Origin of the sequence: Mucilaginibacter celer, assembly GCF_003576455.2 — a bacterium.
Taxonomy (GTDB): domain Bacteria; phylum Bacteroidota; class Bacteroidia; order Sphingobacteriales; family Sphingobacteriaceae; genus Mucilaginibacter; species Mucilaginibacter celer.
This window is the reverse complement of the sequence record NZ_CP032869.1, coordinates 2,922,182-2,934,311: the sequence shown is the minus strand read 5'-3', so window position 1 is coordinate 2,934,311 and position 12,130 is coordinate 2,922,182. Positions and strand designations below refer to the sequence as shown.

15 protein-coding genes are annotated in these 12,130 nt (G+C 42.3%); 4 read left to right on the top strand and 11 right to left on the bottom strand.

Features of this window, described 5'->3' with window-relative positions; genetic code table 11:
* Window positions 1-52: 52 nt before the first annotated feature.
* From HYN43_RS11530 to HYN43_RS11515, 4 genes are read right to left on the bottom strand one after another with little or no spacing between them, the layout of a single operon-like run.
* The gene (locus tag HYN43_RS11530) at window positions 53-580 is read right to left on the bottom strand and encodes a GNAT family N-acetyltransferase (RefSeq protein WP_119409491.1); all 528 of its coding nucleotides are present in this window, start codon (window positions 578-580) and stop codon (window positions 53-55) included.
* 22 nt (window positions 581-602) lie between these two features.
* Window positions 603-1,193, bottom strand: a complete 591-nt coding sequence (locus HYN43_RS11525; RefSeq protein ID WP_119409490.1) for a hypothetical protein — start codon at window positions 1,191-1,193, stop codon at window positions 603-605.
* Window positions 1,180-1,677: an RNA polymerase sigma factor gene (locus HYN43_RS11520; RefSeq protein ID WP_119409489.1), complete on the bottom strand. Its 498-nt coding sequence runs from the start codon at window positions 1,675-1,677 to the stop codon at window positions 1,180-1,182. Before HYN43_RS11520 ends, HYN43_RS11525 begins: the two co-directional genes overlap by 14 nt.
* A gap of 43 nt (window positions 1,678-1,720) precedes the next feature.
* Window positions 1,721-2,248, bottom strand: coding sequence for a hypothetical protein (locus tag HYN43_RS11515; protein WP_119409488.1), 528 nt, complete (start codon window positions 2,246-2,248; stop codon window positions 1,721-1,723).
* 162 nt (window positions 2,249-2,410) lie between these two features.
* Here HYN43_RS11515 and HYN43_RS11510 point away from each other — a divergent pair, with 162 nt between their 5' ends.
* The 4 genes from HYN43_RS11510 (at window position 2,411) to rpmA (ending at window position 5,615) form a co-directional block, all read left to right on the top strand.
* Entirely contained in the window at window positions 2,411-3,787 is a 1,377-nt protein-coding gene (locus HYN43_RS11510) for a dicarboxylate/amino acid:cation symporter (protein ID WP_119409487.1), read from the top strand.
* A gap of 453 nt (window positions 3,788-4,240) precedes the next feature.
* Window positions 4,241-4,753 (top strand): hypothetical protein, encoded by a 513-nt coding sequence (locus HYN43_RS11505; RefSeq protein WP_205589920.1) that lies wholly within the window; start codon window positions 4,241-4,243, stop codon window positions 4,751-4,753.
* A 77-nt stretch (window positions 4,754-4,830) separates the two neighbouring features.
* Window positions 4,831-5,139 carry a 50S ribosomal protein L21 gene (rplU, locus tag HYN43_RS11500; RefSeq protein WP_119409486.1) on the top strand — a complete coding sequence of 103 codons (309 nt, stop codon included), beginning with the start codon at window positions 4,831-4,833 and terminating at the stop codon, window positions 5,137-5,139.
* 53 nt (window positions 5,140-5,192) lie between these two features.
* On the top strand, window positions 5,193-5,615 hold the full coding sequence (rpmA, locus tag HYN43_RS11495; protein WP_119409485.1) for a 50S ribosomal protein L27: 423 nt from the start codon (window positions 5,193-5,195) through the stop codon (window positions 5,613-5,615).
* A 66-nt stretch (window positions 5,616-5,681) separates the two neighbouring features.
* On the opposite strand, the gene HYN43_RS11490 is transcribed toward rpmA, so the two are convergent.
* The 7 genes from HYN43_RS11490 to rnr form a co-directional block, all read right to left on the bottom strand.
* Window positions 5,682-6,098, bottom strand: coding sequence for an energy transducer TonB (locus tag HYN43_RS11490; protein ID WP_162996426.1), 417 nt, complete (start codon window positions 6,096-6,098; stop codon window positions 5,682-5,684).
* Between the two features lie 4 nt (window positions 6,099-6,102).
* Window positions 6,103-7,698, bottom strand: coding sequence for a M1 family metallopeptidase (locus HYN43_RS11485; RefSeq protein WP_119409483.1), 1,596 nt, complete (start codon window positions 7,696-7,698; stop codon window positions 6,103-6,105).
* Between the two features lie 4 nt (window positions 7,699-7,702).
* Window positions 7,703-8,026 carry a TonB family protein gene (locus tag HYN43_RS11480; protein ID WP_119409482.1) on the bottom strand — a complete coding sequence of 108 codons (324 nt, stop codon included), beginning with the start codon at window positions 8,024-8,026 and terminating at the stop codon, window positions 7,703-7,705.
* A 23-nt stretch (window positions 8,027-8,049) separates the two neighbouring features.
* Window positions 8,050-8,457, bottom strand: coding sequence for an energy transducer TonB (locus tag HYN43_RS11475; RefSeq protein WP_119409481.1), 408 nt, complete (start codon window positions 8,455-8,457; stop codon window positions 8,050-8,052).
* Window positions 8,458-8,459: 2 nt separating this feature from the next.
* On the bottom strand, window positions 8,460-8,819 hold the full coding sequence (locus HYN43_RS11470; RefSeq protein ID WP_119409480.1) for an energy transducer TonB: 360 nt from the start codon (window positions 8,817-8,819) through the stop codon (window positions 8,460-8,462).
* 13 nt (window positions 8,820-8,832) lie between these two features.
* Window positions 8,833-9,807, bottom strand: coding sequence for a polyprenyl synthetase family protein (locus tag HYN43_RS11465; protein ID WP_119409479.1), 975 nt, complete (start codon window positions 9,805-9,807; stop codon window positions 8,833-8,835).
* Between the two features lie 91 nt (window positions 9,808-9,898).
* Entirely contained in the window at window positions 9,899-12,037 is a 2,139-nt protein-coding gene (rnr, locus tag HYN43_RS11460) for a ribonuclease R (protein WP_119409478.1), read from the bottom strand.
* Window positions 12,038-12,130: the final 93 nt, after the last annotated feature.

The following is a 12,130-nucleotide window of genomic DNA, read 5'->3' as shown; positions in this document are numbered from 1 at the left end:
TTTTAAGTTAGAAGCCTTTAATCTTAAGTTTGAAGTTCAGAGTAAAGATCTTTTAGTTGAGACTCTTTTTCATTAAAAGGTCGGTTTGCCTATCGGTTCCTAAAAGAAACTCATGGCTGCCGAAGGGCTCAAAGCCATGCCTGGTGTAAAAACCAATCGCTTTTTGGTTATGCTCCCATACTCCAAGCCATACGTATTGCAAATTCTGTCCGGAAGCCTCATTTAGCGCAAAATCAAGTAAACGGTGACCTATCTTTTTACCATGATGCTGTCGCGATACATAAATCCGCTCAACTTCAAGCGAGGCGGGATCCCGGAATTCGGTTTGTGCCGATCTGTAGTTTAGTTTAAGGTAGCCTGCAATCTCATCATTCAACATCGCAAAAAAGAAACAGGAATCCGGATTGTTCAATTCTGCCTCGATTTTAGATAGTGTAAATGCCGTGGAGGCATAAGCTTCCATATCTTCGGGCTTATTTGCCGCTGCGAAGAAATCAAAAAAAGTATCCCTGCTGAATGCAAGCAAGGTTTCGGCATCAACTAAAGTTAGTTTTTTAATGATGATGTTTTCGGTAACCATGAGGCAAACCTAACAATATATCTTAATCAAACTGCTCTTTTAGCCTTACCAGCCGGTCAATCATCAGGTTTAGTTTTTCTTCTTCGTTTTTAAACATGCGTGGTTTAAGGTAAAACGTAGTGAACAGGAACCAAACGAGTATGGATGTATAAGTAATTATTTTAAAAGTGAGCGATGAGTGTTCCAGTACCTCAACAAAGTACATGGCCAAACCCGCGCTTAGCAGTAATATATAAGTGTAATAAAACCAGCCGATAACTTTGCTGCGGTTTTTTTGGTAAGCTTTGAGGCTATCAAGATAATCGGCAGGGTTAACGGTTGCGTCGCGTTTGCTCAGGATATGGTAGTGACGCACCATTAAGGCCAAACCCATAATCATGGTTACCAAAACAATAAGGATACCGATAGTGGTAACTGCAGATTTAAATGCCAGGAAAAAAGTAACAATAAATGCAAAAGCCACTGTCACAATCATAGCCACAATGCTCCAGTACAACTTATTGGTTATACTCCTGATCCCTTTCTTTACCTGCTTCAGCACCTCATCCACCGAAAGCTGATCTGGTTTTGGCTGTCCCTGCCAAACCGACATCAAATGATCAAAGTCTTTCATACTGGTTATATAACTCTGTTAATTTTTGTTTAATACGATAAATTTTCACCCTCAAATTCCCTTCAGATATACCCGAGATCTCGGCGATCTCCGGGTACGGCACCTCATCAAGCACCATAGTTATAATAATCCTTTCCGATTCTTCCAGTTTTGAAATACATTTATACAGCAGAGCCACCTGTTCGTTTTTCTCAGACAGTTCTTCGCGTTTTGTTTCGGCCAGTTGTGGGGTAAGCTCGTCTTTAGCCTGGCGTTTTTCCGAGCGCAGGTAGGTTAAACAGGTATTTACGGCAATCCGGTAAATCCAGGTCGAGATCATGGCCTGGTTACGAAACTTTTCCAGGTTTTGCCAAACTTTTAAAAAAGTTTCCTGTACCAGGTCGTACGCGGCATCGTCATCGCCCGTATAACCATAGCACAGATGGAATATCTTTTTAGAATTAGCCTCGTATATCTGCTTAAACGCCGCTTCCTTGTTGGCCACTTGTCAGTTAATTTTATATTTAGACGATGTTAAATGTTATATGTTACAACAGGTGATCATTCTTTTTAAACCAGCCCAGTTTAGTTTCAGCATCGCTTATTAATTTGTTGTAACTATCCTGGTAATCAAACTGCAGGTCTTCGTGCAGTTTGCCAATCAGGCCGCGTACCTTATCAACCTGTTTTATTAAAATCAGTCGTAAAGGTTTGTAGGATGTTCGGCGGTCGGCATATTCAAGGTAATTTTCACAGAAATTGATGAGCAGTTCAATTTCAGCTCCCTTCGAAGCCATAAATTTGGTGTACTTACCCAATAGCCTTAAAATTTTGCGCATCCCTTTGGCCGCGTTATAGCTTATTGATGATAACTGGCTGAACATGAAACCGGCCTCGGCTTTTACTTTTTCGATAAAAGCGGCTTCGTCATGCGCTTCAAATAACAGGTAGGCAAGGAGTTCCTTATTCTCCTTTTTGTAGCGTGCCAAACGCAGCATTAACTCGGCAAGCTGTTCATTGGGCAGGTGCTGAATTTCTTTTTTAATATGCTGTAATCCGTAGGCTGTAGTGCTCATGTTGTAATAAGCGGGCAAAATAGTAATTGTTTTATAAAGTGTGATAATGCGGGCTGCAGGGAATGCTTTATTTGTTTTATTGTATGGTTTATGAAATAGAATATCACCAGTGCTGTTTAAACAGTATTTAAATTTTGTAGTTTTGCAGCCTTATTGTATTAAATGAAAAAAAGCAGACTGACGCTCTTCATTTTTATCGCGCTGGTGGCGGGCGTGGTGGCCGGCTATATTTATAATACTTATGTATTTGCCGATCTGAACAAACAGATCAGCACCGCCGGGGTAAATCTCAAAACGATCAATAAAAGCATTGAAGCTTTGACCGATACCACAGTAGCAGCTTTTAAAGATTTTAAAATACAAAAAGCTGCACAGCTTAAGGCTCAATCTGTTGCTACGGATGCCCGGGAAGACAAGCTTGAATTATACAATATATTAAGTAAGATATTTCTTAATTTAATTAAGATGATTGTTGCTCCCCTGGTATTTACCACATTGGTGGTTGGGGTTGCAAAAGTGGGCGATATTAAAGCGGTTGGGCGCATTGGAGGTAAAACCATGCTTTGGTTTATCAGCGCCACCCTGGTTTCATTGCTATTGGGGATGTTGCTTGTAAACCTGTTTGAACCGGGTAAAACTATGCATCTGCCGCTTCCTGATAGTCACCTAAGTACAGGTATCAAAAAGTCGGCATTGTCATTAACCGAGTTTATCGGGCACGTATTTCCTAAAAGTTTTATCGAGGCGATGGCCAATAACGAGATTTTGCAGATTGTTGTATTCTCGTTGTTTTTTGGCGTAGCCACCGCGGCTATAGGCGAGCAGGGGAAAGTGGTAATTAAGGCTATGGACGCTATTGCGCACGTAATAATGAAAATTACCGGTTATGTAATGAAGTTTGCACCGTTTGCTGTTTTTGGTGCGATAACTGCCGTTATTGCCAAGCAAGGCCTTGGAGTACTTTCAACCTATGGCATTTTTATAGGCGAGTTTTATTTTTCGCTGTTTGTGCTATGGTCGGTTATCATACTGGCCGGTTATATTGTATTGAAGAAACCGGTATTCAGGTTGATTAACAGTATTAAGGATGCTATGCTGATCGCATTCAGTACTTCAACCAGTGAGGCTGCTTATCCGAAAGTATTGGAAGAGCTGGAGCATTTTGGCTGCAGTAATAAAATTGTAAGTTTTGTACTGCCGCTGGGTTATTCATTTAACCTGGATGGCTCGATGATGTATATGACTTTCGCATCGCTGTTCCTGGCGCAATCATATGATATTCATCTTTCGTTTGGGCATCAATTATCGATGCTGTTGGTGTTGATGCTTACCAGCAAAGGCGTAGCAGGTGTGCCGAGGGCTTCGTTGGTGGTAATAGCGGGTACTTTGTCGATGTTTAATATTCCAGAGGCGGGTTTGTTTTTACTAATTGGCATTGATCCGCTACTTGATATGGGACGTTCTGCAACAAATGTACTCGGAAATGCAATGGCAACGGCTGTGGTTAGCAAGTGGGAAGGGGAGAAAATAAGTACATAGTCAACGATTTGAGCGCAGGCCAGCGTTAGGGATTGCAGTGGAAAGCCCACAGCGCGGGTTGGGCTGTGCGCCGGAAAGGCGAGGACTTGCAACGGAAAGCCCGGGCCGCAGGCAACGCCCGCGTTATAATTAAAGTTAGAAGAAGACATTTATTGAAAGCTAATAATATAAAATAATCAGTAACAATAAAACAACCAACAACGATGCATACAGAAGCTTCTTATAGGGGATTTGCTTCGGCCCACCCATGACGCAATTGAATGGGTGTCGTGCTGAGCCTGTCGAAGCATGGTAGGCAGGGCCTTTGCACGCGACTCTTCGAAAAGCTCAGAGTGGCAGTGCCGCCCGCCAAATGTCACGTCTCCTTTAGAGGCCGCGGCTTTTATTACTTATAATGACGTCTGAAAAAAAACAACTCATTTACTAATTCAACAATTCACTAAATAACTATATATGTCTCCCCGCACCAAAAAGGTATTCTTATTCATGGTAGTTGTAGTGCCGTTTATTCTGTACTGCGTTTATTATTATGGTATGATGATTAAAAATGCCCCTTATCGTTTTGTCGATTTTCAATCATTAAATTTTCAATATGGCCATAAGGATAGCCTGGTAAATAAATATGATTCGCATACCGGCATGTTTCAATACCTGGATAAGCGCGATTCGCTGATCAGCGAGCACCTGCATTTTACCAAAGACGACCTGCTATATCTGCACCGCAAAGCTGCCGATTTAGGTTTCTGGGATTTTCCCTCGAATGAAATTGGCGATACAACCGCTGCGGCTAAAGGCAAGGCTGTGCGTTATATTATTGAGTTTAAATACAAGGAAAAAACCAAGCGCGTGATTTTTGACAGCGATTATTTTGGTAACCCTAAACTAATTGATGCCAACCAGCGCCTGATTGCCGAAATACAGCAAAGGATAACTGCTGTTGAGGCCCGGGGTAAAAGTAAAAAATAAAACTCAGGCGTATTGTTTATTAAATAATCAATCCCTATATTTGCACCTCGAATTTTAAAACAAATAATTAACAAAACATGTACGCAATAGTAAGTATAGCAGGACAGCAATTTAAAGTTGCTAAAGACCAGCAGATCTTTGTACACAGATTACAAGGCGATGAAGGCGCTAATATTGAATTTGACAATGTATTGTTAGCAGAAAACGAAGGCGCATTCAAATTAGGTTCTGATTTGAAAGGTGCTAAAGTATCGGCTAAGATCCTGTCTCATTTAAAAGGTGATAAAGTGATCATCTTCAAAAAGAAAAGAAGAAAAGGTTACAAAAAGAAAAACGGTCACCGTCAGCAATTTACCAAAATTGAGATCACCGGTATTACATTATAATTAAAGGTTGAACCAAAGGAGTTGTTTAGGCAATTCTATAAAAGAAATAAAAAATGGCACACAAAAAAGGGGCCGGTAGTTCCAAAAACGGCCGCGAATCCCATAGCAAACGTTTAGGTATCAAAATTTTCGGTGGTCAGCCAGCTATTGCAGGTAACATCATCGTTCGTCAGCGTGGTACCAAACACAATCCGGGTTTAAACGTAGGTTTGGGTAAAGATCATACTTTATTCGCTCTTGCAGAAGGTATCGTAGTTTTCAAAAAGAAAGCTGATAACCGTTCATACGTATCAGTAGTTCCTTTTGAGGCTGCTGAAGTTGAAGAAGTAGCTGCACCTGCACCTAAAGCAAAAAAAGAAGCTAAAGCTGTTACAGTAGAAGCTCCTGCTGCTGAAGAAGCTCCAAAAAAGAAAGCTGCTCCAAAAGCTAAAAAAGAAGAAGCTGCTGATGCTGCTGAAGAAGTTGTAGCTGAGTAATCAGTTAACAAACATTAGGATATAAAAAATCCCGGTCAGTTTTGATCGGGATTTTTTGTTTGGGGATTATTCATCTCCGGTGAAGCAGACAATAATTGGAATACTATATGTCACCCTCACAGGTCTGCCGTGCAAAAGGCCTGGTTTCCATTTAGGCGATTGACGGATACGGTCAAGATATGCCCGATCCATTATTTTACTGCCACTACTGCGCACTATTTTAAAATGGGTTAAACTTCCGTCTTTCTCTACAATCACTTGTATATGCATCCTACCAGGCAATCTTTCCGTAGTATCTAACGCCGGTATTTTTGTTTTTGCCAAATAAGCGCCAAACCTTTCTAACCCTCCGGGAAATTCAGGCACCATGTCTACCGAAGTGTAAACGGCTGTATCTGGTTTAATACCTGCCTTTTTTAATTTGCTTTGAGCAAATGAAGTAACAGAAAGCAACATCAAACCCGATACAAGCCAGCCTTTCATAAACTTATTCAATAATGAGTTTTTTGAGATAATAGGTATCCGGATCAATAACCGGCATTGTTTTACTAATAATCGTAATTCCCTTTTTATCCAATGTATATTTCTTAGTAATGCCATCTGCCGTGATATCAACAGGTAAAGGCATATCGATATTAAGTAGTTGAACCTGGTACTTATCGCCGCGCTGTGCTTTTACATGCACTTCCAGTTTATTGGTGGAATAGATAAACAGATCAAACAAGGGTTTCAAATCTTTCCCCGCCGCCTTGCTGAAATAATCGATCACATCTTCGGTACTGGCCAGGTTGTTATAAGTATAACGCGGATCGGTAACAAAACCTTTAAGGGTAGGGAAGAAGGTGCTATCGCCCATTACATACCGCAGCGTATGCATAAAGAAGGCGCCTTTGCCGTAGATGTCGCCATTATAGGCCGATTCTTCGTCGATATCCTTACCTATCACAATCGGGATTTTATTGCCGAAGGATAAAGCCGAGTTTTGAAAGAATTTGATATAAGCCTTTTCGCCTTCAAACTCGCGTATGTAAAGGGCGTCGCCGTAAGTACAGATACCTTCGTGAATCCAGTAGTCGCCCCAATCTTTTGCTGTTACTTTGTTGCCCCACCATTCGTGGCCAAACTCGTGATGCATAAGGCCGTCGTAATCTTCGCCGCCAACTTTGCTGTACCTGAATTTTGCACCGTAAGCATTCATTGTTTGGTGTTCCATACCCAGGTGAGGGGTTTCAACAATCCCTATCTTCTCTTTAGCCCATGGGTATTCGCCAAAATATTTCTCCTGCTCTTTGATGGTTTTGATAAAGATATCCAGGTGATGTTGGGCTTTGGCTGCATGTTCTTTTAATACATAAAACTGCACCGGCACGTTATGGCCATCAACTGTGGTATATGGCCTGCTTACTACCGTATAATCGCCCGCGTTAAAAAGGATGCTGTAGTTATTGATAGGATATTTGGTTTGCCAATGATAGGTAGCTGTTTCACCTTGTTTACTCACTTTTTTCAATAAGCCCGGACCCGCTACTACCAGATCTTTAGGAACGGTAATGATCAGATCTGCACCTTCGTCGGGCTCATCAGATGGGTGATCTTTACATGGGAAATACAGTTTGCCGCCGGTACCCTCGGCAGTAATAGCCATCCATTGATGCCCGGTTGAATCACGTGTCCAGATAAAGCCGTCATCCCAGGGCGGTCGACGGGCCACGTGGGGTTTGCCGCCGTAAATTACTTTCACGCTGGCTTTGCCCGCGGGTAGTTCTTTGGCGGTGTGTATGGTAATGAGATTGTTTTTGTAATCAAAAGTTTCGGGTTTGCCGTTTACCAGTACTTTGCTTACGGTTAACGAATCCAGCAAATCAAAAAGTAAAACTTTGGTTGCCTTCGCCATGATCACGTCGATGGTAGTAAAGCCATCTATGGTTTTCTGCTCCGGATCAACAGCAAGCGAAATGGTGTAATGCCTTACATCCATTATGGCTTGCTCAGGTTTGAGCTTTCCGCCTGATGTTAGGGTTTGGGCCTGTAACAGGCAGGTAGACATAAAGAGCGACAGGGTGACCGATAAAATTCTTTTCATTTAACTATGGGCGTTTAAAACGTAATGGTATAGTATGTTTGCTTTGTTTAGGCTGGCTATGGATAACCCGGGGCCTCCAATCGGTGTAAGAACGGATCACCCGTAAAGCTTCGGCATCCGTAGCTTCGGATAAGCTTTGTTTAATGTGTGCCTCAATCAGTTTACCTTCTTCGTCGGTTGTATATTCAACCACAACTTCACCCTCTATGGTTTCAGCCTCCGGGTATTTCAGGTTTTCGGTTATATAATCGATGAATTTTTTTATCGCATCAAAATTGAAAGTAGTAGTTAGCGCTGCTTCTGTTATTTTTATTGTTTGTTTTTGCATGGCAGTGTTTTAGATAATAAGCTTTATTTGAAGGAAATAGGAATAAAATATTCGAAGCGCTCGGGTTTGCCATTATTAATGGCTGGTTTCCACCTCGGGCTTTTTTTCATCAATCGTACAACTTCTTTATCTTTTTCGGATGATACTCCTCTAATAATACGAATGTTGGTTATCCTTCCGTCTGTTTCAATGAAAAAGGCAGCTATCACACGCCCCCTGCCATTGTCATGTTTGTTTGCTTGTTGCTTTAAATTTTTCTTGATAAATGCCTCAAACCCTTGCTCGCCTCCTGGAAATTCTGGTATTTTATCTACTTTATGACCGCATTTGCAAGAAATAGTCGCTGTATCAATCTCGGGCGAAGTGCCATTTTGTGCTTTTGCAGTTATCGTAAGAAATACTAAAAAAAACAATACTAAAATCCCTCTCATAATCAATATACTGTTAACTCATACTGAATAGGAACCGAATATTTTGATTTAATAGGCTTTCCTCCACGCGTTGCCGGAACCCATTTAGGCGAAAGCCTGATAACCCTAAGGGCTTCCTTATCAAATTCGGGTGCAAAACCCTGCGCTAATTTAATATCCGAAAGTGTGCCATTGCTTTCTACAAAGAAGCTCACTTTAACTACGCCCTGTTTAACAAGTGTATCTTTTGGCCATTTAAGGTTTTGATCTAAAAAATCATGAAAAGCTTTATCTCCGCCACGAAAATGCGGCGGCATAAGCTTTTGGGCGTTCAAGCCCGATGAAATCAATAAAAGGATAAGGATGGGTAAATATTTCTTCATCCTTAAATATAAATCAATTCTCCCTTACCAGCAAGCTGTCGGCAAAATCGCGGAGGTATTGTTTATGATCTTCGGGCAGGCTTATCGCTTCAAGGGCGGCAAAGGCTTTATCGGCAAATGAGTGCATGGCTTGTTCGGCGTATGGTCTTACGTCCAGGCTATCGTAAATTGCGGTTACTGCGGCAACCTTCTCAATGTTGTCAAATTGGTCAAGGTTGATCCAGTTATTAAGTTCGGCTTTGGCTTCGTTTTTTGCTAACTCCAGCGCTTTAATCAACAGGTATGTTTTTTTGTTGGAGATGATATCGCCGCCAACCTGTTTGCCAAACTTTTCCGGGTCGCCATATACATCCAGTATATCATCCTGCAATTGGAATGCTATCCCCAGGTTAACCCCAAACGCGTCGATCAGTTCCGCATCTGTAGCAGAAGCTCCGCCAATGATGGAGCCTATTTTCATCGTTCCACCAAGCAGCACAGCAGTTTTCAGGCGGATCATATCCAGATACTCGGCAATGCCAACATCGTTACGTTGCTCAAAGCTCATATCAATCTGCTGCCCTTCACAAACGCCTGTGGCGGTATCGTTAAATACATTCAGTACTTCACGCAGTATATTATCGTCAACCATCATCATCATGCGGTTGGCTTCCACCATCATGGCATCGCCCGATAGGATTGCCACATTGGTGTTCCACTTTTCGTGCACGGTTGCTTTACCACGACGTAGCGGGGCCTTATCCATGATATCATCATGCATCAGGGTAAAGTTGTGAAATACCTCAATGGCTAAAGCTGGCTCAATAGCCTTGTTAACATCGCCGCCAAAAAGATCGCAGGCTAACAAAAGCAGCGCGGGGCGCATACGTTTGCCGCCAATAGAAAGAATATAGCTTATCGGTTCATACAAATCGGCCGGGTAAGCCGGGTAACTTAACTTGCCAACCGCTTTATTTATCAGTAACTGTAACTCTGTAAGTTGTTTCATTTTTTAAGTGGAACCCTGATTTTCCTGATTTTAGGATTTTCTGATACATTATTCAAGTAATCCTAAAATCAGGCGAATCAAGGTTCAGTTTTTATTCCTGTACCAGTGAAAAATCTATCTGTTTTTTAGTTAGGTCAACCTGTTTTACTTTGATCTTTACCTCATCACCCAGCTGATATATTTTCTTTTTACGCTGTCCGATGATGGCATAGTTTTTCTCGTCCAAAGTATAAAAATCGTCCGAAATATCGCGCAGGCGGATCATGCCTTCGCATTTATTTTCGATGATCTCAACATACATGCCCCATTCGGTAACGCCCGATATGATGCCTGTAAAGGTATTGCCAACCTGGTCGCGAAGATACTCAGCTTGTTTGTATTTTACCGAAGATCGTTCGGCATCGGCTGCTTTTTTCTCCATGGCCGAGCTGTGTACGCACAACTTTTCATAAAACTCGGCATTGGCCGATTGCCCTCCGTTTAAATAGTGGAACAGCAGGCGGTGAACCATCACATCCGGGTAACGGCGGATGGGCGAGGTGAAATGTGTATAATGATCAAATGCCAGGCCGTAATGGCTGCTGCTTTTGGTGGTATACAAAGCCTTAGCCATTGAGCGGATGGCGAGGTGCGTTAACACATTCTGCTCCTTTTTACCTTCAACATCCTCCATCAAAAAGTTGAGCGATTTGGCGGTTTCTTTATCCGATTTGGTGTTGATTTTATAACCAAACCTGGCTGCAAACTGAGCAAAATTTGCCAGCGCATCGGGCTTTGGTGAATCATGCACACGATATACAAAAGTGTATTTATGTTTGCCTTTGCCCATTTTGCTTACGCGTTCGGCTACCTTGCGGTTGGCCAGTAGCATAAAATCCTCAATCAGTTTATGGGCATCTTTGCGCTCTTTTACATAAACGCCTATGGGTTTTCCGGTTTCATCAAGCTTAAACTTAACCTCGGTTGTTTCGAAGCTGATAGCGCCGTTTCTAAATTTGCGCACGCGCAGTTTGTGTGCAAGGGCGTTTAGCTTAAATATTTCATCTTTAAAATCGCCTTCGCCGCTTTCAATCACTTCCTGCACCTCTTCGTATGTGAAACGCCTGTCGGAGTAAATGATGGTTTTGCCATACCATTCGGTAATGATATTGGCTTCCTCATCCATTTCAAATACTGCCGAGAAGCATAGTTTTTCTTCTTTAGGGCGAAGCGAGCAAAGCCCGTTCGAAAGCCTTTCGGGCAGCATTGGAATCACCCTGTCTACCAAATAAACCGAAGTAGCCCTTTCCAATGCCTCTTTATCTAAAGCCGAATCGGGGATGATATAGTGCGACACATCGGCAATGTGTACGCCAACCTCATAGTTGCCGTTTTCGAGTACCCGGTAGGATAGGGCATCGTCAAAATCCTTGGCATCAAATGGATCGATAGTGAAAGTGGTAATATTGCGGAAGTCGCGACGTTTGGCAATTTCTTCGGGCGTGATCACATCCGGAATTTCTTCAGCTTCATGCTCAACCTCCGCAGGAAAAGCTAATGGAAAACCATACTCGGCCAGGATGGCATTCATTTCCGTATCGTTCTCACCTTGTGCCCCTAAAACGTATTTAATGCGACCGATGGGGTTTTTAGCTTCCGTTGGCCAATCGGTAATTTCGGCAATGGCTTTGATGCCATTTTTTGCCCCGTTAAGCTCGGCCATCGGGATAAAAATATCGTGCATCATCTTGCGGTCGTCCGGAATGAAAAATGCATAACGCTCAGAGAGTTTAACCACGCCGGTAAACTCCATTTTGGCGCGTTTAATAATCTCGATTACCTCGCCTTCCTTGTTTTTGCCGCGGCTTTTGGCGTATACATAAACTTTTACCCGGTCGCCGTTAAGGGCAGTGCGCAGCTTGCGTGGGGCGATGAAAATATCGCTTTCAAATTCATCATCGGTAACGATGAAGGCCGAGCCATCGGCAGTCATATCAACAATACCTTCAACAAAGGTTTTAAGTTCAATAAGCTGGAATTTGCCGGGAGCCGTCTCTTTTAAAACTGATTTAAATGCCTCTTCTTTAAGTATTTCAAGTATTACCTGGCGACCTTCATCATCGCGCACATTTAGTTTTGCAGATACCTGCTTATAGTTGAGTGGCGTATTGCCGTTTTGTTCAAATATATCGAGCACCAGTTTGGTAAATACCTGGTGTATAGATGAGTTTTTCTTTTTATGTTTAGACATAGTGTAGTATTTCTATCAAAGATACGGAAATTTGGGGTGGTTGGTAGTTAACTGAACGGTACGATGTGTCGTTACAACGCGTGTGTGTGGAGA

Excerpts from the sequence above, each read along its gene's own strand:
- HYN43_RS11530 (WP_119409491.1), bottom strand. The coding sequence starts at position 580 with ATGGTTACCGAAAACATCATCATTAAAAAACTAACTTTAGTTGATGCC.
- HYN43_RS11525 (WP_119409490.1), bottom strand. The coding sequence starts at position 1,193 with ATGAAAGACTTTGATCATTTGATGTCGGTTTGGCAGGGACAGCCAAAA.
- HYN43_RS11515 (WP_119409488.1), bottom strand. The coding sequence starts at position 2,248 with ATGAGCACTACAGCCTACGGATTACAGCATATTAAAAAAGAAATTCAG.
- HYN43_RS11510 (WP_119409487.1), top strand. The coding sequence starts at position 2,411 with ATGAAAAAAAGCAGACTGACGCTCTTCATTTTTATCGCGCTGGTGGCG.
- HYN43_RS11505 (WP_205589920.1), top strand. The coding sequence starts at position 4,241 with ATGTCTCCCCGCACCAAAAAGGTATTCTTATTCATGGTAGTTGTAGTG.
- rplU (WP_119409486.1), top strand. The coding sequence starts at position 4,831 with ATGTACGCAATAGTAAGTATAGCAGGACAGCAATTTAAAGTTGCTAAA.
- rpmA (WP_119409485.1), top strand. The coding sequence starts at position 5,193 with ATGGCACACAAAAAAGGGGCCGGTAGTTCCAAAAACGGCCGCGAATCC.
- HYN43_RS11490 (WP_162996426.1), bottom strand. The coding sequence starts at position 6,098 with ATGAAAGGCTGGCTTGTATCGGGTTTGATGTTGCTTTCTGTTACTTCA.
- HYN43_RS11485 (WP_119409483.1), bottom strand. The coding sequence starts at position 7,698 with ATGAAAAGAATTTTATCGGTCACCCTGTCGCTCTTTATGTCTACCTGC.
- HYN43_RS11480 (WP_119409482.1), bottom strand. The coding sequence starts at position 8,026 with ATGCAAAAACAAACAATAAAAATAACAGAAGCAGCGCTAACTACTACT.
- HYN43_RS11475 (WP_119409481.1), bottom strand. The coding sequence starts at position 8,457 with ATGAGAGGGATTTTAGTATTGTTTTTTTTAGTATTTCTTACGATAACT.
- HYN43_RS11470 (WP_119409480.1), bottom strand. The coding sequence starts at position 8,819 with ATGAAGAAATATTTACCCATCCTTATCCTTTTATTGATTTCATCGGGC.
- HYN43_RS11465 (WP_119409479.1), bottom strand. The coding sequence starts at position 9,807 with ATGAAACAACTTACAGAGTTACAGTTACTGATAAATAAAGCGGTTGGC.
- rnr (WP_119409478.1), bottom strand. The coding sequence starts at position 12,037 with ATGTCTAAACATAAAAAGAAAAACTCATCTATACACCAGGTATTTACC.